The sequence below is a fragment of the Microbacterium halimionae genome (assembly GCF_011761265.1).
Classification (GTDB): Bacteria; Actinomycetota; Actinomycetes; order Actinomycetales; family Microbacteriaceae; genus Microbacterium; species Microbacterium halimionae.
The window spans coordinates 255646-282533 of the sequence record NZ_JAAOZB010000001.1 but is presented as its reverse complement, the minus strand read 5'-3'; the positions used below and the strand labels follow the sequence as shown (position 1 = coordinate 282533).

At 62.0% G+C, this 26888-nt stretch carries 21 protein-coding genes; 14 read left to right on the top strand and 7 right to left on the bottom strand.

The annotated features are described in order from the left end of the window. The first annotated feature begins 49 nt into the window (after positions 1-49). From FHS06_RS01275 to FHS06_RS01265, 3 genes are all read left to right on the top strand, one after another. Positions 50-610, top strand: coding sequence for an acyl-CoA thioesterase (locus FHS06_RS01275; RefSeq protein WP_167044397.1), 561 nt, complete (start codon positions 50-52; stop codon positions 608-610). A 63-nt stretch (positions 611-673) separates the two neighbouring features. Further along, entirely contained in the window at positions 674-4387 is a 3714-nt protein-coding gene (locus FHS06_RS01270; RefSeq protein ID WP_167044394.1) for a proline dehydrogenase family protein, read from the top strand. A gap of 58 nt (positions 4388-4445) precedes the next feature. After that, the gene (locus FHS06_RS01265) at positions 4446-4850 is read left to right on the top strand and encodes a DUF4259 domain-containing protein (RefSeq protein ID WP_167044392.1); all 405 of its coding nucleotides are present in this window, start codon (positions 4446-4448) and stop codon (positions 4848-4850) included. A 23-nt stretch (positions 4851-4873) separates the two neighbouring features. On the opposite strand, the gene FHS06_RS01260 is transcribed toward FHS06_RS01265, so the two are convergent. Further along, positions 4874-5761, bottom strand: a complete 888-nt coding sequence (locus FHS06_RS01260; RefSeq protein WP_310734762.1) for a PhzF family phenazine biosynthesis protein — start codon at positions 5759-5761, stop codon at positions 4874-4876. Then, positions 5739-6326, bottom strand: coding sequence for a 1,2-dihydroxy-3-keto-5-methylthiopentene dioxygenase (locus FHS06_RS01255; protein ID WP_167044389.1), 588 nt, complete (start codon positions 6324-6326; stop codon positions 5739-5741). The genes FHS06_RS01260 and FHS06_RS01255 overlap by 23 nt, the downstream gene beginning before the upstream one ends. 193 nt (positions 6327-6519) lie before the next feature. Here FHS06_RS01255 and FHS06_RS01250 point away from each other — a divergent pair, with 193 nt between their 5' ends. From FHS06_RS01250 to mtnK, 4 genes are read left to right on the top strand one after another with little or no spacing between them, the layout of a single operon-like run. Then, positions 6520-7617 (top strand): substrate-binding domain-containing protein, encoded by a 1098-nt coding sequence (locus FHS06_RS01250; RefSeq protein WP_167044386.1) that lies wholly within the window; start codon positions 6520-6522, stop codon positions 7615-7617. Between the two features lie 2 nt (positions 7618-7619). Next, positions 7620-9200: a sugar ABC transporter ATP-binding protein gene (locus FHS06_RS01245; protein ID WP_167044383.1), complete on the top strand. Its 1581-nt coding sequence runs from the start codon at positions 7620-7622 to the stop codon at positions 9198-9200. After that, complete coding sequence (locus tag FHS06_RS01240) at positions 9197-10243, top strand: ABC transporter permease (RefSeq protein WP_167044380.1); 1047 nt, start codon at positions 9197-9199, stop codon at positions 10241-10243. The genes FHS06_RS01245 and FHS06_RS01240 overlap by 4 nt, the downstream gene beginning before the upstream one ends. Beyond that, complete coding sequence (gene mtnK / locus FHS06_RS01235; protein ID WP_167044377.1) at positions 10240-11433, top strand: S-methyl-5-thioribose kinase; 1194 nt, start codon at positions 10240-10242, stop codon at positions 11431-11433. Before FHS06_RS01240 ends, mtnK begins: the two co-directional genes overlap by 4 nt. Positions 11434-11450: 17 nt before the next feature. On the opposite strand, the gene FHS06_RS01230 is transcribed toward mtnK, so the two are convergent. The 5 genes from FHS06_RS01230 to FHS06_RS01210 all read right to left on the bottom strand — a co-directional run bounded on the left by FHS06_RS01230 (position 11451) and on the right by FHS06_RS01210 (position 18409). After that, on the bottom strand, positions 11451-13538 hold the full coding sequence (locus FHS06_RS01230; protein WP_167044374.1) for an MDR family MFS transporter: 2088 nt from the start codon (positions 13536-13538) through the stop codon (positions 11451-11453). 138 nt (positions 13539-13676) lie between these two features. Further along, positions 13677-14309: a methylthioribulose 1-phosphate dehydratase gene (gene mtnB / locus FHS06_RS01225; RefSeq protein ID WP_167044371.1), complete on the bottom strand. Its 633-nt coding sequence runs from the start codon at positions 14307-14309 to the stop codon at positions 13677-13679. After that, the gene (gene mtnC, locus FHS06_RS01220; protein WP_167044367.1) at positions 14306-15022 is read right to left on the bottom strand and encodes an acireductone synthase; all 717 of its coding nucleotides are present in this window, start codon (positions 15020-15022) and stop codon (positions 14306-14308) included. Before mtnC ends, mtnB begins: the two co-directional genes overlap by 4 nt. A 6-nt stretch (positions 15023-15028) precedes the next feature. Next, complete coding sequence (locus tag FHS06_RS01215) at positions 15029-16117, bottom strand: translation initiation factor eIF-2B alpha/beta/delta subunit family protein (RefSeq protein WP_208387856.1); 1089 nt, start codon at positions 16115-16117, stop codon at positions 15029-15031. A 198-nt stretch (positions 16118-16315) separates the two neighbouring features. After that, the gene (locus tag FHS06_RS01210; protein WP_167044364.1) at positions 16316-18409 is read right to left on the bottom strand and encodes an RICIN domain-containing protein; all 2094 of its coding nucleotides are present in this window, start codon (positions 18407-18409) and stop codon (positions 16316-16318) included. A 253-nt stretch (positions 18410-18662) separates the two neighbouring features. Here FHS06_RS01210 and FHS06_RS01205 point away from each other — a divergent pair, with 253 nt between their 5' ends. From FHS06_RS01205 to FHS06_RS01175, 7 genes are all read left to right on the top strand, one after another. Further along, complete coding sequence (locus FHS06_RS01205) at positions 18663-19679, top strand: LacI family DNA-binding transcriptional regulator (protein WP_167044361.1); 1017 nt, start codon at positions 18663-18665, stop codon at positions 19677-19679. A 129-nt stretch (positions 19680-19808) separates the two neighbouring features. Continuing rightward, on the top strand, positions 19809-21071 hold the full coding sequence (locus FHS06_RS01200; RefSeq protein WP_243845233.1) for an ABC transporter substrate-binding protein: 1263 nt from the start codon (positions 19809-19811) through the stop codon (positions 21069-21071). A gap of 96 nt (positions 21072-21167) precedes the next feature. Continuing rightward, positions 21168-22133 (top strand): carbohydrate ABC transporter permease, encoded by a 966-nt coding sequence (locus FHS06_RS01195; RefSeq protein ID WP_167044358.1) that lies wholly within the window; start codon positions 21168-21170, stop codon positions 22131-22133. Then, positions 22130-23029, top strand: a complete 900-nt coding sequence (locus FHS06_RS01190; RefSeq protein WP_167044355.1) for a carbohydrate ABC transporter permease — start codon at positions 22130-22132, stop codon at positions 23027-23029. Before FHS06_RS01195 ends, FHS06_RS01190 begins: the two co-directional genes overlap by 4 nt. After that, entirely contained in the window at positions 23030-24322 is a 1293-nt protein-coding gene (locus FHS06_RS01185) for a family 1 glycosylhydrolase (protein ID WP_167044352.1), read from the top strand. A 27-nt stretch (positions 24323-24349) separates the two neighbouring features. Beyond that, positions 24350-25375, top strand: a complete 1026-nt coding sequence (locus FHS06_RS01180) for a LacI family DNA-binding transcriptional regulator (protein WP_310734763.1) — start codon at positions 24350-24352, stop codon at positions 25373-25375. 172 nt (positions 25376-25547) lie between these two features. After that, positions 25548-26879, top strand: a complete 1332-nt coding sequence (locus FHS06_RS01175; RefSeq protein WP_167044349.1) for an ABC transporter substrate-binding protein — start codon at positions 25548-25550, stop codon at positions 26877-26879. The last annotated feature ends 9 nt before the right edge of the window (positions 26880-26888 follow it).

The following is a 26888-nucleotide window of genomic DNA, read 5'->3' as shown; positions in this document are numbered from 1 at the left end:
TCCACAACGAGATGTGGAAATCAGGTGCCGATAGATACGATCGCTCCTCGTGAATGTGATCTGGCGCACCCTGTTGGTCATCCGCCGTGCCCGAGCGAAACGCAAGCGCGAAGGCACACTCGTCGCCACCGCAGTTGGCCGAATCACGCTGCGCACGTTGCCGACAGACATCGACGTGCTGCGCCATATGAACAACGGCCGTTACCTGTCGCTGTTCGACCTCGGCCGCTGGGACCTCATGGTGCGCACCGGGCTGTTCGATGAGATGCGCGAGCGCGGCTGGTACGCCGTTGTCGCGAGCGAAACCATCACGTTCCGAAAGTCCCTCGAGCTCTGGCAGCGGTTCGATCTCGAAAGCCGCTTCATCGGCCACGACGACAAGAGCATGTACCTCGAACACCGGGCCGTGATCGACGGTGAAATCTACGCCCGCGCCATCATTCGCGCACGGATGCTCCGCCGCACGGGCGGCACTGTGCCGCACGATGAGTTCTTCGCCGCAGTCGGCATGCCGGAGGGTGTTCCCGACGTTGCCGACTGGATGCACGACTGGGCCGCAGCATCCGCTCTGCCACCCACGAAAGCGCCCGCTCCCAGCGACTGGAGCTAATGCGCCGCATTGCACCGGCCCGGTCTTCCGCCCGCTCCGCCGCCCGACCCTTAGGCTGAGCGCATGCCCAACGATCACGCCGATTTCGCCGCGAACGAAGAGCTTGCCGAACGAGCCATCGCCCTAGCTGAACGCTGGGTGCGCGCATCCTCGGGAATCGAGACCGACGCTTCGGCTCAACGGCTTGCCGACGTGCTGCGCGACCCGCAGGGACTGCCCTTCACCGTCGGATTCGTCGACGGCGTCATGAGGCCAGAGAGTTTGACGGCAGCAGCGACCCAGCTTCGTCGCATCGCACCCCTCGTGCCTGACTTTTTGCCGTGGCACCTCCGCGGCGCCGTGCACGTGGGCGGTGCGATGGCGCCAATCATGCCGAGCCCCGTCGTGCCGATCGCCCGCCGAGTGCTCCGCGAGATGGTCGGCCACCTCATCGTCGACGCGCGCCCCGACAAGCTGGGACCGGCTCTCACGACTCTTCGCGGCCGCGGTCACCGACTGAACGTCAACCTGCTCGGCGAAGCTGTGCTCGGCGAAAACGAAGCAAAACGGCGACTCGACGGCATCCATGCTCTCATTCGTCGACCCGACGTCGACTACGTGTCGGTCAAGGTCTCGGCCATCGCGAGCCACATCTCGATGTGGGCGTTCGACGACGTCGTGGACAGCGTCGTCGAGCGGCTGACACCCCTCTACGTGAGCGCACTCCCCAAGGGCGGCCCCGCGTCAACGCCGACCTTCATCAACCTCGACATGGAGGAGTACCGCGATCTCGACTTGACGATCGCTGTCTTCACCCGACTACTCGAAGATGAGCGCTTCACCGACCTTGAAGCCGGCATCGTGCTGCAGGCCTACCTGCCCGATGCTCTTCCCGCGCTTCAACAACTCACAGCGTGGGCACGCTCACGTGTCGACGCGGGTGGCGCCCCTATCAAGGTGCGCCTCGTCAAGGGCGCGAACCTTGCGATGGAACGAGTGGATGCCGTCATGCACGGGTGGGAGCCCGCCACCTACTCCGCGAAGGTCGATTCCGACGCCAACTACCTGCGCTGCCTCGAATGGGCGCTTCGGCCCAAGCACACCCGCGCCGTGCGCCTGGGCGTTGCGGGCCACAACCTGTTCGACATCGCTTATGCATGGCTACTTGCGGGCGAACAAGGCGTTCGCGACGCCGTCGACTTCGAAATGCTGCTCGGCATGGCTCAGGCCCAGATGGAAACCGTCTCGGCAGACGTCGGCCAGGTACTGCTCTATGTACCGGTCGTCGCCCCCGACGAATTCGACGTGGCCATCAGCTACCTTGTGCGCCGCCTCGAAGAGAGCGCATCGAGCGAGAACTTCCTCTCCGCCGCCTTCGACATCGATACCAACCCCGAACTCCTCACGCGCGAGCGCGACCGCTTTCTCGCGTCGGTCGAGCGCGCAGCAGACCCCGCTCTTCTCGTAGGCGCTCGACGAACCGCCAATAGACGCGCCTCGACCGCTACCGAAGCCGCGTCCGATGAAGAGCCGCGGCTTCTTCGAGACCCGGTAGACCCCGCAACTCAAGAGACGGGCGGCCTCACTCAGGCGGTGCTCGGTATTGCCCGCGGTGCCGAAGACGGTGCAACGGACGCGTTCGACCCGGCAGCCCACGCGATGCTGTTCGGCGGCGAAGAGTTCGTCGAAACCGCAGTGTTCTCGATGCGTGAGAGCGGCACACGTGCGGTGGGAGCACCCGGCTTTGCGAACAGTGCCGACTCCGACCCGGCGCTGTCGTCGACCCGCGACTGGGCGCGCGAAATCTTCGACGGCATGAAAACATCGACGCTCGGCGACGACACGATTGCTGCGGCATATGTGGGCGAGGCATCCGACCTTGAAGCCGTAATCTCTGGAGTAAAGGATGCCGCCGGCACCTGGGGTGCGATGCCCGCAGCCGATCGCGCTGCCGTGCTGCTGCGCGCCGCTGACAAGCTCGAAGAACGTCGCGCTCAGCTCATCGAGGTCGCGGCATCCGAAACCGGCAAGGTGCTCGCCGAAGGCGATGTCGAAGTGAGCGAAGCAATCGACTTCGCCCGCTACTACGCCGCCACAGCGCGCGAACTTGATCGCGTGAGCGGGGCCGTCTTCGTGCCGTCGCGCGTCATCGTCGTCACGCCACCCTGGAACTTTCCGCTCGCTATCCCCGCCGGGGGCGTGCTCGCAGCTCTCGCGGCAGGCTCGGGAGTCGTCTTCAAGCCGGCACCTCAAGCGCGCCGCTGCGCGGCTGTCATCGCCGAAGCGTTGTGGGATGCGGGCGTACCCCGCGACCTGCTGGCGCTCGTCGACCTCGACGAAGACGGGCTCGGCCAGCAGCTCGTCTCACACCCGGCCGTCGATCGCGTCATCCTCACCGGTGGCTCTGAGACCGCGGAACTCTTCCGCTCGTGGCGCCACGATCTGCCACTGCTCGCCGAGACCAGCGGCAAGAACTCCATGATCGTCATGCCTTCGGCAGACCTGGACCTTGCGGCATCCGACGTTGTGAAAAGCGCGTTCGGACACGCCGGGCAAAAGTGCTCGGCGGCATCCCTCGTCATTCTCGTCGGCTCGGTTGGCCGGTCGAAACGGTTCGCGCGCCAGCTCGTCGATGCAACGCAGTCGCTGCACATCGGGCCGCCGTGGGAAACGCGCGCCGAAGTCGGGCCCGTCATCGAGGCTCCGCGGGGCAAGCTCGCTTGGGCGCTGTCAGAACTCGACGACGGGGAGCGGTGGCTCATCAAGCCGACGACGCGCGACGACGTTCCCGAATACGCCGGGCGCCTGTGGAACCCGGGCATCCGCGTCGGAGTGCAACCGCGTTCACGCTTCCACCGCGAAGAGTTCTTCGGCCCGGTGCTTGGGGTTATGCACGCAGCCACGCTCGCTGAGGCGATCGAACTGCAAAACGCTGTGGCCTACGGACTCACCGCCGGTCTTTACACTCAGAACCCCGATGAGCTCGAGCAGTGGCTCGGCCGTGTGCAAGCCGGAAACCTCTACGTCAACCGTGGTATCACGGGTGCCATCGTGCAGCGTCAGCCCTTCGGCGGATGGAAGCGCTCATCGGTCGGTGCCGGCACGAAAGCCGGTGGCCCCAACTACCTGATCGGGCTCGGCTCGTGGCGAGCATCGAACTCGGGTGCGCCCTCAACGACGCTGCATCTTCGCGGCCTCGACTCGCGTATCACCGACCTGATCGAGGCTGCCCAGCCCGCTCTCGGCTATGAAGAGTTCGAGTGGCTCCGCCGCGGCGCACTCTCCGATGCTGTCGCGTGGAACCGCGAATTCGGTCAGGTCAAAGACGTGTCACGCCTCGGGGTCGAGCGAAACCTCTTCCGCTATCGCCCCGTGCAGGTCGCGCTTCGCGCCATCGAAGGTGCGAGCTTGCAAGAGGTGCTGCGCGTTGTGCTTGCCGGCCTACGCGCGGGCTCGGCGTTCTCACTGAGCGCCTCGGCGGGCCTTCCGCCGCGGGTGCGTCGCGTGCTCGACGACAACGGCATTTCGGTCTTCGTGGAGACCGAAGCCGAGTGGCTGGAGCGCATCGCCGGATCTGCCCCCGAGCGCGTGCGCATCATCGGAGAAACGGATGCCGCAACCTTGGCACACCGAACGCTCGCCGAGACTCTCTCGGGCAACATCGACGTCGCGATCTACGCCAACGAAGTCACAACGGCAGGTCGCATCGAGCTCCTCCCGTTCCTGCACGAACAGGCGATTGCGATCACTGCCCATCGGTTCGGAACACCCGACAACACCTTTAATAGCGTGATCTAGGGGCTTTCCTCGCGCGGGCTAGATTCGCAGGGCTTGCCTGATCCTCTAATCTCTGTTCATGGGTACATGGAGTGGGGAGCCGTTCGGCAATGATGTCGCGGCCGATTTCGCGTGGGAACTCGACGAGCAGAAGCGATGGAACGTGGTGCGGGATGCTCTTCGGGAGGCACTGCAAAGCGAGGATCCACTTGATGCCGACACAGCCGCGATTGCGATTGCTGCGGCAGAGGTCGTGGCGCACGGACTGGGGCGGCCAACACAGTCCGATGTGTACACCGAGAGCGTTGCGGGGTTCGTCAGCCGTGCGCGCAAGCCGTCTGGCCGCCTCGTGAAAGACGCAGAACGCGCCGTTACCGTTGCCGCCTCCGCCGATAGCGAGCTCGCCGAACTTTGGGCAGAGAGCGACGCGCAGGAGTGGCACGACTCGAATGAGCGTCTTCTCTCCGCGCTCATGGGCCGTTAGTCACCGCTTCGGCTGAGCCTTCACTACTCCGAGATTTCTGATGCCATCCCGGCGACCGTAATGCCGCCATCAGGTGGAATCGTCACCGTCAGGACGCTCGGCCTACCCACGTGCTCGCCCTGATGAATGGTGATCGTCGCAGGCGGGCTCACGAGGCCGAAAGCGCGAAGATACGCGCCGGTGGCAGCCGCGGCTGACCCCGTCGCCGGATCTTCCGTGATGCGACCGACGGGAAAGATGTTCCGGGCCCACACTTCGCCTGCCTCGGGCGCGTGCAGCACGGTAATCGTTGCGGGCCACCCCTCGGCGTCCATCAGAGAACGGACCACGCGCGGGTCGAAGGTGAAGCTGTCGAAGACCGCACGATCGGCAATCACGATTGTCGGATGCGGACTACCCGCATTCGGGATGGCGGGAGGCATCCGCTCGTCAAGATCGCTCTCGGTGAGCCCGATAGCTTCGAGTACGCGCTGAAGAGATTTTGACGGGAACTTCGCCACAGACGGCGGCACGCTCGTGAACGAGGCACGAACCCGCGAATCGGCCACCGTCGTCTGGATGACGACATCACCTACGCGCGTGTGACACGTCACCTCGCCAGGAGCCGTCAGCCCGCGTTCGACCATCGCGACAGCGGTCGCTATCGTCGCGTGCCCGCAGAACGGTACCTCGGCGACCGGCGAGAAGTATCGAATCGTGAGTTCTGCACTACGGCTCGCGGAGATAAACGCGGTCTCGGCGTAATCCACGTCAGTCGCGATCTGCTGCATCGCGGCGTCACTGAGAGATTCAGCATCGAACACGATGCCGGCCGGGTTTCCGCCAACGCCGCCCGCGGTGAAGGCGGCGTACCGAAGTACCGCGGGCTGAGACTCAGGCAGCCGAGCCTCAGACGGTCGCGAGTTCGGCACGGCGGGCGTGCAGCTGGTCGAAGGTCGCGAAAGTTTCGGCGATCGGGTTGCCCGTGAAGTGGCCTACCCAGCCATCGTCATCGTGGAAGAACCGAATCGAGGTGAACTCGGGAGACGTGCCCATGTCGAACCAGTGTGTGGTGTTTGCCGGCACCGAGACGAGGTCACCGGGCTCGCAGTAGAGCGCGTAGACCTTCTCGTTGACGTGGAGGTAGAAGACGCCGGCGCCCTTTGCGAAGAAACGGTCTTCGTCGTCGTCGTGGCGGTGCTCGGAAAGGAACTTCGCACGCGACGGACCTTTCACCTCGTCGTAGTTCTCCTGCGCGGGGGAAAGTCCCACGATGTCAACGAGGGTGTAACCCTCGCTCTGCTTGACGGACTCAACCTCGGCCGAATAGAGCGCGAGAATCTCCTCAAGGCTCGCGTCGTCGGCGAAGTCCTTGATCTCCCAGTGGGAATACCGCGCCCCAAGCTCAGCGAGCGCCGCACCAATCTCCGCGTCGTCGATCGTCTCGAGTACAGGGGAAGCGGGGTCGGTTTCGTTCCAGACCGTCAAGAGGGTCATATGAGTTCCTTTCGCGCAAAAGCTCTCTGTCGATTCTGTACCTCGTTTTCCCCGGGCGCACTTCGAAGCGTCATATGCGACGGTCCGTCGTAACAATCCGCAACGCTTTTTTGGTGCAAAGTGCGCGCGCAAGTTCTACTCTTTAGAGCCCACGTGCACCCGGGCACCCACAGCAACCCGAATGGAACCCGTCATGACCTCTCGACTCACAGCGCGTCGCTGGCTCGGCTTCGGCGCCGCAGCCGCGGCCGCAGCGCTCGTGCTCACCGGCTGTGCGCAGCAGACCACGTCGACGGATGCCGCGTCAGCAACGACCGTGCCGGTCGCTGATCTGCACGAGCCGTTCAACGGCGACCCCGTTGAGGTGGCACTCGTGCAGCAGTCCGGTGCGGGCGACTACTTCACCGCATGGACCGCGGGAGCCAACGCACAGGCCGCCGCCATCAACATCGACTTGACCGTCACCGATGCTCGCAACGACAACGCCAAGCAGGCATCTGACCTCGAGCAGGCCATCGCGTCGAATCCCGACGCGATCATCATCGACCACGGGCAGACCGACACTCTCGAGCCCCGCATCCGCGACGCAGTGGATGCCGGCATCCCGGTCATCGTCTACGACCTTGCGCTCGAAGACACCGACGGTGTCATTGTTACGTCGCAGTCGGATGCCTCGATGGCTTCCGGCGTGCTCGACCAGCTCATTGCCGATGTGGGAGAGGGTGCGAACGTCGGGCTCGTCAGCGCCGAAGGCTTCGCGCCGCTCGATCGACGGAAGGCCGTCTGGGACGAATACGTCACCGACAACGACCTCAACGAGCAGTTCTTCGTCGGCGAGGTCACCGAATCGACCGCGACCGACAACATTCCGCTCGTCGACGCTGCTCTGAAGCAGTACCCCGACACGCAGGCGATCTTCGCTCCGTACGACGAGATCACGAAGGGTGTCGTACAGGCCGTCATCCAGAACAACCTGCAGGATTCCGTCAAGGTCTACGGCATCGACATCTCCAACGCCGACATTGAGGTCATGATCGCCGATGGCAGCCCGTGGGTTGCCACAAGCGCAACCGACCCCGCAGCAATTGGCGCCGCGGTCGTGCGTGCTCTTGCGCTTTCACTTGCTGGTGAACTCGACGAGACCGACGTGCAGTTCCCGGCCATCACCGTGACCCAGGACTTCTTGCTCGAGAACGACATCACCAACGTGTCGCAGCTGCGCGATGCCGAACCGTCGCTGCTTCTCGATGACGTCGTCGTCGCTGATTGGCTGCCCGCAGTATCGTCGTGAGCATGCTTTCGAACGTCGCTGAGGCGAATGACCACCCGGTCGTTCGCCTCAGTGGCGTTGGCGTGCGGTTCGGCTCGAACCGCGTGCTCGAAGACATCTCTCTCGACCTTCACAGTGGCTCGATCACAGCGCTACTCGGCACCAACGGCGCCGGCAAGTCGACTCTCATCGGTGCGCTGTCTGGTGCGAACCCGCACTACACCGGCGATATCGCGGTGGGTACGTCTGTGGAAGGCACAGCGGCGGGAGTCGTCGCAGAACGCATCTCGAGTCCCGCTCACGCCCGCCGCGCCGGGATCGAGACTGTGCACCAGCGGATCTCGGATGGCATCGTGTCGGGGCTTTCCGTCGCCGACAACCTTGTGCTCACTGACCTCGCCGCTGGTGGGCACCACCTTGCCCGTCGTCGCGAGACAGAGAAGGCGGCGCGTTCAGCGCTCGCTCGTTTGAGTCTCGACTGGTCGGACGAAGTACTGCGAGCGGATGCCGCACGCCTCGGCACGTCGGATGCGCAACTGCTGATTCTCGCTCGAGCACTTCGCCAGTCGCCGAGCGTACTGATTCTCGACGAGCCGACATCAGCTCTCACAGCCGCCGAAGCCGATCGTCTCTTCGACGTGCTCCGCACACTTCGCGACGAGGGCCTCGCGATACTTTTCGTCAGCCACCGCTTCGGTGAGATCGAGCGACTTGCCGACCGCATCGTTGTGCTGCGAGATGGAGCGCTCGTGCTCGATGCTCCTCGTCCGTTTGATTGGCAGGCGGCGCTCGCCGCGATGCTCGGCGTACCGGCGGAGCTTCAGCAGCACATCGAGAACCCGTTGCCTCCGGGCGACCCGGTACTGCACATCGACGGTGCACGCCTCGTCGCCGGAGCGCCCGCGCTGTCATTGACCGTGCACGCGGGACAGGTCACCGGCATCCTGGGTCTTCTTGGTGCGGGTAAGAGCGAACTTGCCGAAACGATTGCGGGGGCCCGCCCCGCCGCTGGCGCTTCGATGACGCTCGACGCCGAGCGCTTCGCCCCGAAAACACCCGCGCACGCGATCGCCAAGCGTGTCGTGCTCGTTCCGGAAGATCGCCAACGCGACGGTATTCAGCCCGGGTGGTCGATCTCACGGACCGTTGGTCTTCCGGTGCTTTCGGCGGTCGCGAATCGACTCGGTGTTGTGCGCACGGGCCGTGAACGCGAGCTCGGAAGCGAAGTGATCGTGGGCTTCGGCGTCGTGGCAACGTCGGCCGACACATCGCTTGATGACCTCTCGGGCGGCAATCAGCAAAAGGTGATCGTTGGGCGTTGGCTCCGTACTTCACCGCGGCTCGCACTGCTCGACGAACCCTTCCGCGGCGTCGACATCGGCGCTCGCCGCACGATCGGTGAGGCTGCGCGGCGGCAGGCCGAAACTGGCGCTGGTGTTGTCGTCCTTTCCAGCGACGTCGATGAAATTCTCGACGTCGCAGACCGCATCATTGTTCTTGTCGCGGGGCGCATCGCCCTCGACACTCCCGCCGGAGTCCTCGGTCGCGCCGATATTGTGAACGCGCTGCTCGATGATTCTGGTCACAGCAAGGAGACCGCATGACCACTCTGACGGTCGTATCTTCCCGCCCCATCGGTGAGCGCGTGCTCGACGGTGTAGCCAAATGGGGCTTCGTCGCCGTGACGGTGGCGCTGATCGCTTTCTTTATGATCACCGAGCCGAACTTTCGCACCGTTGACAACGTCTTCGGGATGCTGAAGTACATTGCGCCGGTCGGGATCGCCGGCCTCGGAGTCACGCTCGCCATGACCGTCGGTGGCCTTGACCTCTCGGTGGGGGCAAACGCCGGTTTCGCGGTATCGATCGCTGCCTGGACGCTCGTTGTCGCCGGTCAAGTCGGTGGCGTCGCAGTAGGTGTCGTGCTCCTTTCGGGTGCGCTTATTGGAGCTCTCAACGCGGTGCTCATCGTGTTTGCGAAAATTCCAGACCTCTTGGCAACACTCGCGGTGATGTTCACTGTCGTTGGATTGAAGCTGATCATCGTCGACGGCAAATCAATTTCTTCGCAGATGACGCTCGCTGACGGCACCACAGCACCCGGCCGATTCACCGAAGACTTTCTGTGGTTTGACCGAGGCATGATCGGCCCAGTTTCCGTTCCGGTGATTCTTTTCGTGGCCCTCACGGCGCTTGTCTGGTTCATCCTCGATCGCACACGGTGGGGCCGGGCACTTTCGGCTGTCGGGTCTAACCCGCACGCTGCACGTCTCGCCGGAATCAAGGTGCGCGCGTATCGCGCTGCCGCCTACATCGGCTGTGGCATCCTGGCCTCGGTTGCAGGCCTCCTGCTCGCCGCCCGAATCGGTCAGGGCGATGTCTCGGCCGGAAACTCACTGCTTCTCGACGCGGTGGCTGTCGCGCTTGTCGGCGTTTCAGTACTGGGAATCGGTCGCCCGAACGCATGGGGTACGGCTCTTGGCGCCGTGCTCATCGCCGTCATGGTCACCGGCTTTTCGATGATGGGGTTGCCCTACTACATTCAAGATTTCGGCAAGGGAATCGTTCTGCTCGTAGCGCTGCTGTTCAGCTTTACGTTCCGGCGCCGAGCAACAACGATTAGCGCGGGGAGCACGACAGCATCATGAGCACTGAACAGCTCGCCACGGGCACGGTCCCGGAATTTTTGCAGCAGCACCCGGAGCTTTCGGGCCCGGTTGACCCGGATTCAATCGTTTCGGTGACCGAGGTCGGCGACGGAAACCTCAACCTGGTGTTCATTGTGCGCGACGCCGAGGGCGCCGGAGTCGTCGTCAAACAGTCCCTCCCGCACGTGCGCGTTGACCCGTCGTGGCCGCTCACGCGCGCCCGTACCAAGCGCGAAGCGGTTGTACTTGCGGCCCACGAAGCCGTCGACCCGGCACATGTGCCGGCGCTTTACGGCTTTGATGAGGCATCCGTTGCTCTTTCGATCGAAGACCTGAGCGACCACGCTGTGTGGCGTTCGGAACTCAACGCTGGCCGCATACACCCGTACGCGGCAGCGCAGCTCGGCACCTATGTCGGCGCTGTGAGCTTTGCCACGAGTGTGTTCGGTACTGCCGGGCCCGACCGTCGAAGGTTGGTTGCGGAGGCGGCGAACCCCGAGCTCAGCGAAATCACCGAAGACTTGGTCTTCACGGAGCCCTACGTCGATCACGAACACAACGGGTGGCTTCCGGCCAACGACATCGATGTGCAAGAACTTCGTGCCGACCGCGCTTTTGTGCGAGAAATCGGTCTTGCAAAGCTGCGCTTTCAAGAGAGCACGCAGAGTCTTCTGCACGGTGACCTACACACCGGATCGGTATTCGTTCGGGCCGACGGTGAGTCGGTGCGGGCATTCGATTCCGAGTTCGGAACCTACGGCCCGACCGGCTTCGACCTCGGCGCTGTGTGGGCGAACCTGATTCTTGCTGCGGCACGGGCCAAAGTCCTCGGTCGCTCAGGCGACGCCGCCACGTTGCTCGAGCTTCCGCTCGAACTCGTTGCCGCATTCGAAGCTGAGTTCGCGCGGCGGTGGCCCGAGCGCGTCGACCCCCGTGTATACGGTGACGACGTGCGCGAGCAGGTGCTTGAGAGCATCCGCTCGGATGCCGCGATCTACGCCGCCGCCAAAACCGTCCGCCGTCTCGTCGGCTTTTCAAAGGTCGCCGACATCGAGACGCTCGCCGAGGTAGAACGGGCAGAAGCAGTGCGCCTCGCCCTTCGCGCGGCTCGTGCCATCGGAATCGCTCGCCTCACCGGCGCGTCAACGCGGGCCCTCGGCGACCTGACCAAGAGTGTAATCATCGGCTGAGAGCCCGCGTGTCGCGGTTAGCGGCGTTCGGCTTGCGGTTCGCGTTCGGATTCGATGTTCGGCGCAACCATCGCGCCCGACCCTGCCGCGGCGAGCTCAGCTTCGGCAGCCAGCGCAGCTTCGTCGTCGGCAGCCTCTTGGATCGCTGACTTTGCGCGCAGCGGAGGTGCGCGGAAGAACAGCGCGAGCACAAGCGCCAGCATGACGACACCCAATGCCACCCAGTAGATCGTCACTGTCGACGCGTTGAATCCGACGAGGAACGGCTTCGTCAGACGCGCGTCAGCACCGTTCAGGAACGACGTGTCATCGAGGGTGCTGCCACCGACCGACGACTCTTCACTCGAACCCGAGAACTGCTCTTCAACCGTGGGAACGACCGAATCCACAAAGGCGGCGCGGTCGTCGGCATTCGAGAAGTCGAGGGTCACAGTACCGTCAGCGGCAATCTGCGCCACGGGGATTTGAGCTTCGATCTGGGTAGCGGCAGCCTGCGTCGCCGCTGCCACTGCCGCAGTTGTTGCGGCAGCTTGCCCGGCGGCAGGAATAGTGCCCGCAGCCACCTGATCGGCGACGGCCTGAGTTGCGGCATCCTGCGCACTCGTGATGCTCGACTCGATCTGGGTTGTCGTGGCGTCGGTGATGCTCGTCGTGATCGGGGTGTAGATCTGCGTCATGATGGCAGCGTTCGCCGGTGCCGAAGACACTGCCGGGTCCAGTGCTGCATCAAGCGAGGAGGTGAGCGTCGCCTCGTCAGAAAGCGAGGTCTGCACGTTAGCTGGCAGCACGGTGAACATCAACGAGAGCAAGATCGCCGTACCGAGCGTGCCACCGATCTGGCGGAAGAACGTCGATGCGCTGGTGGCGACACCCATATCGCGGGCGTTGACCGAGTTCTGGCTCGCGATCGTGAGCGTCTGCATGAGCTGACCGAGTCCAAGACCGATCAGCAGCATCGCGCCGGCGATGAACCAGTACGACCCGTCGTAGGTCATGTTGGTCAGCATCAGATAACCGCCCGCCATGAAGACGGTGCCGACGAGGGGGAAGATTCGGTAGCGCCCGGTGCGAGAAATGATCTGGCCGCTCACGATCGACGCGATCATGAGCCCGAGGATCATCGGCAGGAGCTGGAAACCGCTCTCGGTTGGTGTCGCACCCGTGACGAGCTGCAGGTAGAGCGGCAGCGTGAGCATGGCCCCGAACATTCCGAAGCCAACGAACACACCGATGATGGTGGCCATCGAGAAGGTCGAAGACCGGAACAGCTTCAGCGGGATGAGTGCATCATCTTTCATGAGCGTCTCGGTAATGACGAAAGCAATCAGGCCGGCGACACCGATGGCGTAGCAAGCGATCGCCAGGGGAGATCCCCAACCCCACTCGCGTCCCTGCTCGGCAACGAGCAAGAGGGGAACCAGGGCGAGGATGACGGTTGCAGCGCCCCACCAGTCGATGCGGACAGCCCGCTTCGCACCGCGGGGAATGTGCAAGAAGCGCCAGACAATGGCGAGGGCAGCGAGCCCGATCGGCACATTGATGAGGAATACCCAGCGCCATCCGGCGATCCACAGAATCTGATCGGCACCCGCGAAGAGGCCGCCGACGAGCGGGCCGATGACGCTTGAGATACCGAAGACGGCGAGGAAGTAACCCTGGTACTTCGCGCGTTCACGCGGCGCAAGAATGTCGCCCATGATCGCGAGCGGCATCGACATCAATCCACCAGCGCCGAGGCCCTGAATCGCACGGAAACCTGCAAGCTCGACCATCGAGGTCGAAAAGCTCGCCAAAACCGAACCGATGATGAAGACGACAATGGCGAAGATGAACAACGGCCGGCGCCCGAAAATGTCGGAGAGCTTGCCGTAGAGCAGCGTCGAAATCGTCGAGACGATCAGATAGGCGGTCGTGACCCAAGCCTGCTCGCTGAGACCGTTGAGGTCATCACCGATCGTGCGGATAGCGGTGCTGACGATCGTCTGATCGAGAGCTGACAGAAACATGCCGGCCATGAGGCCGAAGATCACAAGGAGGATCATCCGGTGGGTCATGACGGCCTGAGCCGCGGGCGCGGGCACAGTACTTGATGTGGTGCTTGACATCGGTCCTCGAACGGTTCGTGAAGTGGACCATCACGAGGGGGGAGCGTCGTCGCAGCCGATCTCGTTGTCCTAAGTCAACTATCTTAAGCGCAAATCGAGAATGAGGGGGAGCGAGGCGGTTAACGAGTTGCGAGGTGTTTAACGAGTTGCGACCGTGAACCGCACGAGCCACTCCGCGATTTCGAGGTGGCGGCGAGCTTCGGCGGCATCCGCGCCCCACGCGTACATACCGTGATTCGCGACGATGAGTACCGGAACCTCTGGGACCTCCGCGGTTGCGGGAACGTAAACCCTGTCGAAGTGGTCGGCCTCGACAGTCATGTCTTGGTCGTTTTCGATCACCGGAATCCAGACGGTTTCGTCATGCGCACTGTGGCCGATGCCCTTCAGCATCTCCATATCGCGCAGTTCGATGCCACCGGGCCACCGGTGGCCGGCAATCACGGCATCGAATGCGTGCACGTGGAACACGGCGCCGGCTCCCGTGCGTGCGGCAATGTGAGCGTGAAGCCCGGCCTCGGCTGATGGTGGACGCGGGTCGTCGCCGTCGATACTCACGCCGTCGCCGTCGATCAACACAATGTCAGTGTCGGTGAGCTCGGACTTGTCGAGGCCCGACGCTGTGACGGCGAGCACGAGCGGGTCACGGTCGAGCACGAGCGAAAGGTTGCCCGAGGTGCCACGCATCCAGCCGTAGCCGGAGAAACGAGCGGCTTCGGCGGCGAGCGTTGCGCCGGCTTCGCGGATGCGTACGGTTTCGAGAGCGCTCATGCTGTGAGCTCGATCTCATCGAACGAAGAAACAGCGGGGGCCGCAAAATCGGCTCCCGCCCAGGGTTCGCCGTCTCGATCGAGAGCGATAACCTGCCAGCCTGCGGCGAGAGCTGCTGTGACTTCTTCCGGGTGGTCAGTCAGAAAAAGCAGACGCTCGGGCGGGGTTTGGAGGGCGGCCGCGATCTTCTCGTACGACGCTGCGCTCTTCTTTGGGCCCGCGTTCACAGTGTCGAACCAGTTCTCAACGAGGGGCGAAAGATCTCCCTGCGGTGCATGCCGAAACCACGGTTGTTGCGATGCGACCGAACCCGACGAGTAGACGGCGAGGCGCGTTCCTGCCGCGCTCCAGGAGCGCAGTCGTGGCGGAACATCGTCGAAGAAGTGCGATGTGATGGCTCCCTGGGCGAAACCTTCCGCCCAAATGATTCCCTGCAGTGTCTTCAGCGGCGTGGATTTCACATCGGATGCCATGAGCTGGCGCAGCGCGTCGGCCACTGCAGCATTCGTCGAGTTGTCTTCGAGACCCGTCTCGGCGATCGCTTGGGCGCGCGCAGCCTTCACCGTAGGGTTCTCATCCGCACGCGAGAGCACTTCTTCAAGGCGCGGCCGTGCATAGTCATACAGGTCGCCGAGGATGAAGCCCGCGGCGCTTGTCGTTCCTTCCAGATCGACGACGACAACGTCGGCTGTGATGGTGACGGGAGTGGTCATGGGGTCCTAACGAAGTCGCCCGGGCGCAGCGTACGCGTCGGGGTCGGCGGTGAAGTGGTCGGCGACGCGTGTGGGATCGAAAACCCCGTGCGACGTGACGATTTTTGTCACGAGATGCGCTGGCGTGAGGTCGAAAGCTGGGTACCAGGCATCCGTGACGAGCTGGCTCGCCGTGCGATGGCCGAGCACTTCGAGAACCTCGGCCGCATCACGAACCTCGATCACAATGTCGGCGCCGGTGGGGGCATGCGGATCGGGGGCTTCGACGAGCGCGTAATACGGAACGTTGCACGCGTGCGCGGCGGCGGCGATACCGAGTGTGCCGACCTTGTTGACGACGCAGCCATCCATCGAAACACGGTCGGCCGCAGTGAGGACGGCATCGATCGGGCCGAAGCCGACACCTTGCCGCGACGAAAGGGCTGCCGCGGCCATGCTGTCGGTGATGAGTGTGACCTTCTGGTCGAGCTCCCGCAGTGAGTGCGCGGTGAGACGAGCACCCTGGAGATAGGGGCGTGTCTCTGTCGCAACCCACTCAATGGTGCGGCCCTGCTCGCGAGCCGCGGCGACGACGCCGAAGAGGTAGCCATCCATCCAGCAGTGCGTGAGAACGCGCGGGTTTTCGGGCAGCTGCGAAAGTACGGCGCGCCCAAGGCGGAGGCTCGCTTGGCGGTAGTCGCGTGCGACGGCATCCGCTTCGGCGACGACGAGATCGACGATCTCAGAAGTGGATGTCGCGGACGATGAAGCCGCAAGAATGCGTTCGACAGCATCGCGCGGGTGCGCGTTGGTTGGGCGCGCTGTCGCGAGTGCGTGGCCGGCGGCGGCAAGATTCGCCTGGGCCTGTGGCAGATCGAGCGCGCGGGACTGCGTGGCGGCGAGTGCCATGCCCGCGCACGCGGCAAAGAGCGGACCCGAGCTCTGCGTCACCATGTCGCGGATGGCTGTCGCAACCTCGGTGGGAGTTTCAGCGACCACCCAAGCGACCTCGGCCGGGAACGTGCGGCGATCGAGGATGCGCACGGCATCCCCATCGAAGATGACGGAATTTTCGAGGGTTGCAGTGTTCTCAATGGTTGCGGCAGAGGCAGTCACACACGCTCCTTTCGGGCCCGTTCATTCTCCCACGCTGCGCAGTCGCGTGCCGATTTCTACCGCCCCCTTCGTAACACGTCGCCACACGCCGACGCCCCGCCCCTGGGCCTGCACCGCGAAGGGTCGCAACATGCCGCAGTGCGCCGTGGCGTCGCAACGGCGTGCGGCGTGTTGCGACCCCTCGGTGGAGGATGCTCGCTACTGGATGCCCTCTTTCACCAATTTCCATTGCTGGCAGGAGAAACCATTCGTTGGCCATTGTTGCGCGACGGCACCGTCCGACGCTGAGCAACCATCGATCTCGAGCACCTTGCCGCTGTTTCCGTTGGCGAACGTCCACCAACCCCCAGACGTCTGAGCGACCCAGTTCTGTGTTGAACTGCCGGTGGGTCCCCATTGCGCTGCATCGACGCCGTCGGCGGTAGCAGCCCCGGGGATTTCCAGAAGCTTGCCGCTGTTGACGTTGGTGAGTTTTGAAGTGGACCCGCTCGTCTGGATCGCCCACCGCTGTGTCGGATGGCCGGACGGGCCCCATTGACCGATGGGCGCGCCGTCTGTGGTCAGAGCGCCGAGCACTTCGAGCAGCTTTCCGCTGTTGCGATTCACTATCTGAAACTGAGGGTCAAGAGACGATGAACGGTACAGATGAACCACGTCGATCTCGGCGAAGTTCGTTGCCTTTGTGAAACGGAGAGTGTTGTTTCCCGCAGCGAGGGTCACGTTCTTCTGAGCCCAGCCGAATCGTCCCCAGTCGACGGTCGGCGGATAACTAACACCACTGGATGAGCCGCCGTTGACGCTCACGTTGTGCGTCGCGGTTGCGCCGTACCCGTTGTCGTATCTGACATTGAGCGTGTACGAGCCGGCCGACGGCACCTTCACCGTGAACTCTACGTAGCTCCCGCTGTTGTTGATGTTGCCGATCTTCTGGCCCCCGGATGCCTGCGGGTCGGTCACGACGGAAACGTCATTGGTGCCTGCGTTTTCAGCTTCGTATTGCTGCGCGTCGAGCGGTACTGACCCGACGCGTACGTCGTTCAGGTTGGTTGATGTGTTCTCGACGTTGGTCGCTTGATAGAGCGTTCTTCCGTCGACGCCCACGTCGATTCCCTGCGCGAATCCGCTGAAATTTCCGCCCTGCGAATCGGACGCATCGTAGGTAACCGCCATCGGGAGGCGTTCCCACGGGCCCTCGCCAAGGTTGTAATTGACGTAGAAGTTCTGTCCGCCATCGATGTCCCCGGAAGAAGTGAGGGACCATTTAGAGGCGACCACGACCATGCCCTTCGGGCCACCGCTCGGCACCCACTTCACATAGGGGGAAGACCCGATTCCGCGGCCGTCGGACAGCGTGATGGGGCTTCCGATACTGGTTGTAGAGCCCCAATTCAGGCCGTCGTTTGACGTCTTGTAATAGACAGGAGCGGTGTTGTTGCTTTGGCTTGGTCGATTGACAACCTCGAAGGTCGCAAGGTACCTGCCCGTTGGCAGCTTTGTGACGGTAATCATGCCCGGGCGATCACTTTGGTTTGTGGGCGCCGAGACGTTCACCAATGATCCCCAAGTCTGCCCACCGTCCGTGGAGCGCCGATACGACACTGCCTGCAGCACTCCATTGCTCTTTTGGCGCTCGTCTGAGTAGTACGCGACCAATCCGCCCGAGCCGTCAATAGCCAGCGATGGTTCCCAAACAGTTGACGTCGTGGAGCTGGGGCTCGGGTCGTAAATCGCTGGACCGCCGGTATCGATCGTGCTCAGGTAACTCCAGCTAGATCCTTGATTCGTGCTTTTATACACCACGAGCCTGCTGGTCGAGCGATCTTCCGGCATGACCATTCCCGCTAACAGGATTGTTCCGGCTGTCAGGCCGCCGGTTGTTTCGGTGACCTCGTAGAGAAACGGCTGTGCGGTACGCGTGAGGGTAGGAAATGTCGCGCTCGGGTTCACCTCAGCGACTTTTGTCCACGATGATCCGTCATTCGTGCTTCGATAAATCGGATAAACCTGCACGCCGTTCTTCAAAATCAGCTGGTCGAAAGTGACGAGTTGCGTGCCATTTGAGGACCCGCTCTTTTTCAAGACGATGATTTTCGCGTAGGTCGTCCCCGCGGGGGATCCGCCTTCTGGGTTGAAGGAAGATCCGGCGGCCGGAGCGAAAACCAGCGCTCCGTTGCCGGAAGTGACGCCGACTGCTGCGCTTCCCGCAGCGAGCGAGCCTGCGACAAGCGCGATGCTTGCGACTAGGGCCGCTAGACGGAATCGATATCTGCGCTTACTGGGTGGGTTGGCCATTTGCTTACCTTTCAGATCCTCGAGATGAGGCGAAAGGAGGTGCGCGCCCACGCTGGCGCAGCATCCTTCGCTAATGCTTTTTGTTCGTTCGTCAATCGCAAATTATTACAACGTTGTATCAACGAGACGACAATAAGCGATGCACTGTGCGTCGTCAAGCAAATGTGCTCGACGACGCCAGCGTTCGGAAGGATTCCGGTTGCAACGTTGTAGTGTTCGAAAACGGCCGAGTTCTTGTAATCGAGGGGGGAACATGGCGTCAACGCTGCACGATGTCGCGAAAGCTGCCGGCGTATCAATTAAGACAGTGTCGAACGTGATCCACGCCCATCCACACATCAGCGCACCAACCCGCGAACGGGTGGAAGCTGCGATCGAGGCCCTGCAGTATCGTCCGAACCGTGCCGCCCGAAGCCTGCGATCGGGCCGCAGCGACCTGATCGCACTCATCGTTCCAAGCCTTCGCAATCCTTACTTTGCCGAGCTTGCCGATGACGTCATGAGGGCCGCGCGCTCCCATGGCTATTCGGTGCTCATCGATCAGTTCGACATGACGGGCGAGGGTGAACTATCGGCGCTCCGTGGCGCGAACAGATACGGCGTCGACGGGATTTTGCACTGTGTCGTGTCACTGGGAACGCAGGATGCTGCACTTCTCGATGAACTTGCAATGCCCGTTGTTCTTCTCGGTGAACGCATTTTTCACTCAACCCACGACCACGTATCGATGCGAAATGTAGAAGGTGCGACCGCCGCTACTGAGCACCTCATCGCCGGTGGGTGTCGGCGTATTCTCGCCTTTGGCGCACATCCCGGCGAAGCAGCGGGTACTGCCGGATTGCGCCTGCGCGGCTACGAAACTGCACTCAATGAAGCGGGGATTCATCTCGATGAGAAGCTCGTCGTCCCCGTAGACAGATGGCACCGTATCGATGGTGCAGATGCGATGCGCAGTGTTTTGGATAGCGGTGTGCAGTTCGACGGGATCGTGGCATTCAACGACTCGCTGGCGCTCGGCGCGCTCCGCGTCTTGCGGGAGAGCGGCCTCCGAGTTCCTGATGACGTCGCGCTCATCGGGTTCGACGATCTTGATGAAACCCGCTATTCGCAGCCCGCGCTCTCCACGATTGACCCCGACCGATCCGCGATAGCCGCGGCCGCTGTCGAACTCTTGCTGAGGCGTGTGCGGGGAGACGTCGATGACGCGCCTGCCGAGATCCTCATCGACTGCGCGCTCGTTTCCCGCGAGTCGTCTGTCACCACCCAGTAATTTCCGGGGGTTGACAGCAACGGAAGTGAGCATCACACTCTTGTTACAACGTTTACTTACAGCGTTGTAAACAATAAGGCCGGAAGCCCGTTCGGTCACGACATCGCAGTCACATGGAAGGCATCAAAGATGATGAAGAAGAAAGCGTTCGCAGCCGCGGGAATGATCGCCGTTGCCGCACTTGCACTTACTGGCTGTTCCGAAGATGCAGCCGCGCCCGAGGGGCCCACCACGATTACGTTCTGGCACGGCTACACAGAGGCCGACGGCGACGTGTTGGCGACGATCGTCGATGATTTCAACTCTTCTCAGGACGAGTATGTGGTGGAGACCGAGGTCAAGACCTGGGCTGTGATCGACGACACGCTGCTGCCGGCTCTGTCATCCGATGAAGGTCCGGACGTCGTCGCGATGCCGGGCGAACGCCTGCCGGTTTACGCAGACCGCGGTGCGTTCGTCGATCTGACGGATTTCTACTCCTCACCAGAGAGCAACACAGCGGAAGTTGTTCCGCAGGCAGTCGATATGGTCACCGTCGATGGGAAGCCCTATGGTGTTCCTGCCGGTTTCGTACCACTTGCCGTCTTCTACAACAAGACACTTTTCGAGTCAGCGGGGATCAACGAGTTCCCAACGACATGGGACGAATGGGTCGATGTAGCCTCGACCCTCACTGTCGATGAAGACGGAGACGGCACCCCAGAGCAGTACGGCGTCGCACTCCCCGACCATGCAACGGTGGCCAACGGTCTTTGGCCGAGCCTCTTCGTTAGCGGGGGCGGGGAAATCGTCGTCGACGGCACCGAGGCCGTCATTGATTCGCCCGAGAACGCCGCAACGCTCGAATACTGGACGTCAGCGGTCGCAGACAAGAAAATCTCGCCGACGGGTCTCGATGGCATCGGCGCTGACGAACTCTTCAGCGCCGGAAAGGCGGCGATGCACGTCGGTGGGCCATGGATGGCCTCTATCGCTGAAGCGAACGACATCGATTACGCAATCGCAGCGATTCCTGCCGGCCCAGCCGAGCAGGCGGCATCTGCGATCGGCATCGCAATGGCTGTCACAACGCAGGCAGACGATGCGCAGGTGAAGGGTGCTGAGGCGTTCTTCTCGTACTTCCTGCAGAAAGACGTCGCGGTCGACTGGTCGCTCGGCTCAGGCTGGCCCCCGCTTCGCACGGACATCCCGGTTTCTGATGTAGCCGCCAACCCGGTCGTTGTTGCTTTGAGCGAGATTTCGTCCACAGGCCGCGCCCTCCTGCCCGGAGTGGTGAACAGCGTCGACGTTCTGACCGCGGTTGATACCCTCACGCAGAAATCCGTCGCAGGCGGAGACATCGATGACTTGCTAGGTACCGCGCAAAGCGAAATTCAAGAAGCAGTCAATTAGACCGACGCGGGGGAGGGTCGCCCACGCCGGGCCTCCCCCGCGTTTCTTCACGTGTCTGTTTCTGTTTTGTCACCTGCCTTTTGGAGCTGAAGCACCATGACCACCCAAGCGAATGTCGTTCGGCGCTCATCGCGTCGATATCGGCCGCCCGCGCCGCTCGGCGGGCGGGGCGGGGTATCGCCCCATCAGTCGGCGCGATACCGGCTGACAGTCGTGGCTTTTCTCGCCCCGGCGATAGCCATCCTTGGACTGTTCGTCGCGTGGCCAATGCTTTCGGCACTTCGTCTTTCCTTCACCGACGCCAGCGGCTTTGGCAACGAAGAGTGGGTCGGCCTCGACAACTACGTTCGAGTATTTACCGACAGCGGCGTCGTTAACGCTATGGGGAACACCGCCCTATACGCGGTCTTGTTCACTCCGGCTGCGATTGTCATCGCTTTGGCATTCGCACTCCTGCTAAACAACCCGGCCCTGCCGTGGCGCGGCGCGTTTCGGACGGCGCTCTTTTTGCCGTTCGTCGTCTCGCTCGCCGTCGCAGCTTTCGCGTGGTCTTACCTACTAGACCCACAGATTGGACTACTCAACTATTGGCTGCGCGGCCTCGGTATTCAGCTCGGAAACGTGCTACAAGACCCCGCGCTCGCGATGCCAACAGTCGTGCTTGTCGCCGTATGGAAGAGCTTCGGCTTCTACATGGTGATCTTTCTCGCCGGGCTGCAAGACATCCCCACGAGCCTCTATGAAGCTGCGCGGGTCGATGGCGCCTCCGCGTGGCAGCGATTTCGGCACATTACGATGCCGATGCTCAGCAACACCGTCGCTTTTGTGGTCATCGTCGCGATGATTGCAGCGCTTCAAGCGTTCGATCAGATCTACGTCATGACCGGGGGTGGACCATACGAATCGACGCAAACCATCGTTATGGAGATCTACGACGCGGGCTTCCGAAAGCTCGAGCTCGGTTTCGCATCTGCGCTTTCCTATGTGCTGCTGCTCGTAACTCTGGTTCTGAGCCTTGCCCAGTTCCTCTTCTTCTCTCGGCGTGAGCAGGACATGCAATGACCATCACAGCTTCCCCTCGCGAATCAGCACCCGTTGTTGCGCCTGATGAGGGGCGGGACAACCGCGCACATCGAACCCGCCGACGAATAACGAGCGCGCTGCTGCTGATCGTCGCCGTCGCATCCTCTCTTGTTCTGCTCTTGCCGCTATTGATCATCTTGTTTACAGCTTTCAAGCCCGTCGCCGAGGTCAACGCGTTCCCTCCGACGCTCGTGCCGCAAGATTGGACGCTCGACAACTTTGCACGCATCTTCACCGAGCTACCGTTCGCGCGTTTAATTTTCAACAGTTTCGTTTTCGCCGGGGGAGTGACACTGTTCGCCCTCGTTTTTGACTCGCTCGCGGCATATGCGCTCGCAAGGCTGAATTTCCGCGGGAGTCGGTTGCTTCTGATAGCGATCATCGCGAGTTTGATGATTCCGTTTCAAGCGACGCTCATCCCCGTTTACCAGCTCGTCGCAGACCTGGGGTGGGTCAACAGCTTCGCGGGGTTGATTGCGCCACGCGCAGCGGATGCCTTCGGAATCTTCTTTCTGCGCCAGTTCTTTCTCTCGTTGCCTCGTGACCTCGATAACGCGGCACGAATCGACGGCGCGAGCGAATTCCGCATTTTCCGGAGCGTCGTGCTCACGAATGCTGTGCCAGCTCTGTTGACCATCGGCATCTTCACCTTTGTCAACAACTGGAACGACCTGCTGTGGCCGCTCGTGTTCACTACGGATGCGGAGATGGGGACGATTACCTCGGGGCTGACCCTGCTGACGGGCCCCGGGGGCATCATCCCCCAGGGCGTGATGATGGCGGGATCGCTCATAGCGGTTCTCCCGCTCGCGCTGATGTTTTTGCTCATACAGCGCCGATTCATCGAAAGCGTTGCTGCGACGGGAATGAAATAGGTGAGAGAGCCTTGGTATCGCGATGGACGCTTGCATTTCGGCGTCGGCGTTGAGAACACATTCGTACCCCAATCGTCTTCGAGCGAACGGCCAATCGATGAGTATGTGCTGACCGAACACGACCTGCGCTGGCGTGACGACCTGGACCTTGCGTGTGCTGTCGGGTCTGATTTCATGCGGTGGGGGATTCCCTGGCACATAGTGAACCCCCAAAAGGGTCGGTGGGACTGGTCGTGGTGCGATCGGGTAATGGAGCGTTTCGGTGAAATCGGGTTGCGCCCAATCGTCGATCTGCTTCACTACGGCACTCCGACGTGGCTCGAAAATGAGTTCTTGCATCCCGATTTTCCGGAGTTCGTTTCCGAGTATGCGTCTCGTGCGGCCGAGAGATACGCGACAGTAGCAACGGACTATACGCCGGTCAACGAGCCGATGATCCACGCCCTCTTTTGTGGTGAGTACGGCTACTGGCCGCCTTACGGCCGAGGTGAAAGTGGGCTCGTCGCTCTCTCCCTGGCCGTTGCGCGCGGATTCGTTCGCACTCAGCACGCGATTGTGGAACAGCTCGGCACCGCCGCGACGTTCGTTCATGTCGACGCATCGATGCGCTATCGCGGCGACGTCGACGCGCCGGAGCACCGGGACACTGCTCGACGTCTTACTCACCAAGCTTTTCTCGTGGAGGATCTCGTAACCGGTGCAGTGGGAGATGGGCACGCCCTGGTTGATCTTCTTCGCTCACACGGAGCTTCCGACGAAGACTTTGCCTGGTTCTTCGAGAACCAGGTCAAACCCGATGTCATGGGCGTCAACTACTATCCACGACACTCGACCGAACTCTTTGAAACGGGAATTCATCACTCCGGGGGGTTTGCCGACCCGCGCCCAACGCGCGACGACGGCGTCGCGGGGCTCGCTGAGATGCTGCGCCAGTACGCGTCACGGTACGGGGCACCTGTGATGGTCGCTGAAACGTGCGTGACGGACGACATTCCGACACGGCTCGAGTGGCTCGACTCATCTGTGCAAGCCGTGCGAGATTTGCGCGACGACGGGCTCGATATCGTCGGCTATACCTGGTGGCCGCTCTTCGATATGTATGAATGGACATATCGTCATTCGCAACTTCCTCGCGAGGCCCACCTGCTCACGATGGGCCTTTATGATCTCGTCGAGACCGAACAAGGACTTGCGCGCCGGCGGAACCCAATTGCGGATCGTTTTGCGGAATTTGCACGACAGGAAGATCGCGAGGCGGCGGAGATGGCCCGGCCTGTGAGCGATGTAGGGTGAGCGTCATGCTCGGGCGAGGAAGTGGTGGTGGCTGTGTCGGCAACGCTGCATGATGTGGCCCGCATCGCGGGAGTGTCGATCAAAACGGTGTCGAACGTCATAAACGGCTACCCGCATATACGTCCGGCAACGCGCGAACGAGTCGAATCAGCTATTGCCGAACTGTCGTACACGCCGAATCAGACCGCACGCAATCTGCGTTCAGGCCGAACCGGCGCGATCACCTTGGCCGTGCCGGATCTTTCGCTGAGCTACTTCGGCGAGTTGGCAGCCGCAGTGATCCACGAAGCTGAGCGAGCTGGCCTCGTCGTGCTCGTGGAGCAAACCGGCGGTGATCGCTCTCGCGAGATCGAAATGCTTCGCAGCCCACGCCTCAAGCTGACGGACGGGCTCATCTTCAGCCCGCTCGGTATGGGGCAAGACGATGTAGATAATCTCAGTGTGAGTTATCCACTCGTGCTTCTCGGAGAGCGAATATTCGACGGCCCGGTGGACCACATCACCATGCACAACGTGGATTCGACGCGGGAAGCAACCGAATTTCTCATCGCGCAAGGCCGGCGTCGGATCGCTGTCGTTGGCGCGCACAAGGGCGAAATTGTCGGGTCTGCGGGTCTGCGGCTGCGAGGCTATCGCGAAGCGCTGGACGCGGCAGGCATTGCCTTCGACGATGACATCGTCGCTTACACAACGCTCTGGCACCGTGCCAACGGCGCCCGTAGCATGCGGCAACTCCTCGCCGACGGAGCGAAATTCGATGCCGTGATCGGGCTCAACGACACACTCGCGCTCGGGGCGATGCGAGCTCTCCAAGAGACCGGACGTCATGTTCCCGACGACGTTGTTGTGGTGGGTTATGACGACCTCGATGAGGCGCAGTACTCAATTCCTTCTCTTACCACTGTCGACCCCGGACGTGACTGGATTGCTCGCACAGCGGTGACGACCCTGCAGCGCCGACTGAACGGTGAGTCAGCCGATCCCGGTGCGCTGCGTCAGTTCGCGCCGTATGCCCTTCGCATCCGCGAATCGGCGCCGCAGAAAAACGCTTAGACGAAAAAGCTCCTGTGTCTTGACAAGGCGCGCTTCGGTGTCGGATGATCTCCTCAAGGTTCATTTCTCCAACGTTGTAGAAGTGCAGGCTTAGCAATAGCATTCGCGCAAAGCCAGCGCTCTCATCTCTGTCAGACACTGGAGTCCACATCATGAGAGGAAACACACAGCCATGAAGAGGCTATTTGCAGGCGTCGGCGTTACAGCCATCGCCGCTGCAGCACTAACGGGGTGTTCGGCCGGCGAAGCTGCCGCGTCCTGCACGAACGAAATCGTAAATGCCGATGCCACGCAAGTTTCGGTATGGGCTTGGTACCCGGCATTTGAAGACGTCGTCGATCTGTTCAACGAAACGCACGACGATGTTCAAGTCTGTTGGACGAACGCCGGTCAGGGGAACGATGAATACACCAAGTTCTCGACGTCCATCGAATCCGGCAGCGGCGCACCCGATGTCATCATGCTTGAAGCTGAGGTGCTTTCGAGCTTTTCGATCCGTGACGCGCTTGTCGACCTCACCGAGTACGGTGCGGGTGACGTAAAGGGCGACTACACCGAGGGTGCGTGGAAAGACGTTTCTAGCGGCGACGCGGTGTACGCAATTCCCGTAGACGGCGGACCAATGGGCATGCTCTACCGTCAGGACATTCTCGATGAGTACGGCATTGCAGTACCCACGACCTGGGACGAGTTCGCTGCTGCTGCGCAGGCGCTGAAAGACGCAGGTGCGCCGGGTGTGCTGGCGAACTTCCCGCCCAACGGTCGTGCTTTCACTCAAGCTTTGTTCGCGCAGGCAGGCTCGGTGCCATTCACCTACGACAGCGCAAGCCCGTTGGAAGTTGGCATCGACGTCAACGACCAGGGGTCGAAGGACGTCCTTTCGTACTGGAACGATCTCGCTGAGGCTGGGCTGGTCGCAACTGACGAAGCCTTCACTGCTGACTACAACACGAAGCTCGTCGACGGCACCTATGCGATTTACGTCGCAGCGGCCTGGGGGCCTGGCTACCTTCAGGGTCTTGAGGGTTCCGACGAAGGTGCCGAATGGCGCGCGGCGCCCGTACCGCAGTGGGATGCAGACAATCCGGTGCAGATCAACTGGGGTGGTTCGACGTTCGCTGTGACCTCGCAAGCATCCGATCCCGAAGCGGCGGCCACTGTCGCTAAAGAGATCTTCGGAACTGAAGAAGCATGGAAGATCGGTATCGAGCAGGCAGCGCTCTTCCCGCTGTGGACTCCGATTCTCGAATCCGACTATTTTGCAAACCTCGAGTATCCATTCTTCGGCGGACAGCAAATTAACAAGGATGTCTTTCTCCCGGCGGCTGCTGGATACAGCGGGTTTACCTTCAGTCCATTCCAGAACTACGCGTACGACCAGCTTCAAGAAGAAGTGACCTCGGTCGTCGTCGACAACGAGAAAGATCCCAGCGCAGCGCTGGACGATCTCCAGTCGACGCTCGATCAATACGCCACTGATCAGGGTTTTGAGCTGACTAATTGAGCGAGGGGT

What these genes read in the sequence shown, in the direction of transcription:
- FHS06_RS01270 (WP_167044394.1), top strand. Translation starts at nt 674, where the DNA reads ATGCCCAACGATCACGCCGATTTCGCCGCGAACGAAGAGCTTGCCGAA.
- FHS06_RS01200 (WP_243845233.1), top strand. Translation starts at nt 19,809, where the DNA reads ATGATGAAGAAGAAAGCGTTCGCAGCCGCGGGAATGATCGCCGTTGCC.
- FHS06_RS01265 (WP_167044392.1), top strand. Translation starts at nt 4,446, where the DNA reads ATGGGTACATGGAGTGGGGAGCCGTTCGGCAATGATGTCGCGGCCGAT.
- FHS06_RS01240 (WP_167044380.1), top strand. Translation starts at nt 9,197, where the DNA reads ATGACCACTCTGACGGTCGTATCTTCCCGCCCCATCGGTGAGCGCGTG.
- mtnC (WP_167044367.1), bottom strand. Translation starts at nt 15,022, where the DNA reads ATGACCACTCCCGTCACCATCACAGCCGACGTTGTCGTCGTCGATCTG.
- FHS06_RS01195 (WP_167044358.1), top strand. Translation starts at nt 21,168, where the DNA reads ATGACCACCCAAGCGAATGTCGTTCGGCGCTCATCGCGTCGATATCGG.
- mtnK (WP_167044377.1), top strand. Translation starts at nt 10,240, where the DNA reads ATGAGCACTGAACAGCTCGCCACGGGCACGGTCCCGGAATTTTTGCAG.
- FHS06_RS01250 (WP_167044386.1), top strand. Translation starts at nt 6,520, where the DNA reads ATGACCTCTCGACTCACAGCGCGTCGCTGGCTCGGCTTCGGCGCCGCA.
- FHS06_RS01175 (WP_167044349.1), top strand. Translation starts at nt 25,548, where the DNA reads ATGAAGAGGCTATTTGCAGGCGTCGGCGTTACAGCCATCGCCGCTGCA.
- FHS06_RS01230 (WP_167044374.1), bottom strand. Translation starts at nt 13,538, where the DNA reads ATGTCAAGCACCACATCAAGTACTGTGCCCGCGCCCGCGGCTCAGGCC.
- FHS06_RS01245 (WP_167044383.1), top strand. Translation starts at nt 7,620, where the DNA reads ATGCTTTCGAACGTCGCTGAGGCGAATGACCACCCGGTCGTTCGCCTC.
- FHS06_RS01255 (WP_167044389.1), bottom strand. Translation starts at nt 6,326, where the DNA reads ATGACCCTCTTGACGGTCTGGAACGAAACCGACCCCGCTTCCCCTGTA.
- FHS06_RS01190 (WP_167044355.1), top strand. Translation starts at nt 22,130, where the DNA reads ATGACCATCACAGCTTCCCCTCGCGAATCAGCACCCGTTGTTGCGCCT.
- FHS06_RS01205 (WP_167044361.1), top strand. Translation starts at nt 18,663, where the DNA reads ATGGCGTCAACGCTGCACGATGTCGCGAAAGCTGCCGGCGTATCAATT.
- FHS06_RS01210 (WP_167044364.1), bottom strand. Translation starts at nt 18,409, where the DNA reads ATGGCCAACCCACCCAGTAAGCGCAGATATCGATTCCGTCTAGCGGCC.
- mtnB (WP_167044371.1), bottom strand. Translation starts at nt 14,309, where the DNA reads ATGAGCGCTCTCGAAACCGTACGCATCCGCGAAGCCGGCGCAACGCTC.